Here is a 1,030-nt window from a genome sequence, read left to right as displayed (position 1 = left end):
CCAAACGTTGTCCAGGCGCCTCCTGGGGGATGCAATTCCCCGATTTCGTGGGCATTACGCCCCTTGCACGCGCACCTGTGCCATGGCTTGCAGCTTGTGCCTGGCCATCCACAAGTTGGACAGGGCAAACAGCGTCACGATCTGCGCCGTGTTTTTCTTCAAACCACGGTAGCGCACCTTCACATATCCAAACTGCTGCTTGAGCACCCTGAAGGGGTGTTCCACCTTGGCCCGGATGCGCGCCTTGGTGCGCTCCAGCTGGTCGATCAGATCATCAAGAGGCTTGTCTTTGTCCAGCGCCCGGCGCAGGCCTGGGCGCATGGCCACGTGCCAGCACACGGCTTGCCTGGCATCGGGGCGCTTGTCCGCCCCTTGGTAGCCCGCATCACCAAAGACATCTGTCTCCTGCCCGTGCAGCAGGCTGTTGGCTTGAACCACGTCGTTCACGTTGCCGCTGGTGCCCCGCACCGTGTGCACCAGGCCCGAATCCGCATCCACTCCAATGTGGGCCTTCATACCGAAGTACCACTGGTTGCCCTTCTTGCTCTGGTGCATCTCGGGGTCACGCTCGCCACTTTGGTTCTTGGTGGAACTGGGGGCCGCAATCAGCGTGGCATCCACCACGGTGCCCGCCTTCAACTGCAAGCCCTTGGCTTGCAGCAGTGCGTTGACCGTGGCCAGGATTTGTTCGGCCAGCTTGTGGCGTTCCAGCAGGTGCCTGAAGCGCAGGATGCTCGATTCGCTGGGGATGTGTTCGTCCCAACGAGACAGACCTGCGAAGTCACGAAACGCAGGCACATCATGCAGCGCTTCTTCCATTGCAGGGTCGCTGAGCTTGAACCACTGCTGCATGAAGTGGATGCGCAGCAGCGTCTGCACCGCAAAGGGCTGCTGGCCCCGCCGTCCACTCTCGGGGGCGTAGGGCTCTATCAGCGCTACTAGTTCGGCCCAAGGAACCACCAGCTCCATGGCGTCCAGGAATTCGCGCTTGCGGGTGCGCTTGACGGTGTTGCTCAGGCCCAGGCTGCTT

The 1,030-nt window shown here is 61.7% G+C and carries 1 protein-coding gene; it reads right to left on the bottom strand.

The genetic code is table 11. From position 1 onward, the window contains the following. Positions 1-54: 54 nt before the first annotated feature. A partial coding sequence (locus FVQ98_RS19525) for an IS5 family transposase (protein WP_255507870.1) occupies positions 55-1,030 on the bottom strand: 976 nt, incomplete at its 5' end.

It is taken from the genome of Ottowia flava (genome assembly GCF_008017535.1).
GTDB lineage: Bacteria > Pseudomonadota > Gammaproteobacteria > Burkholderiales > Burkholderiaceae_C > Ottowia > Ottowia flava.
This window is presented reverse-complemented; position numbering and strand designations above follow the sequence as displayed.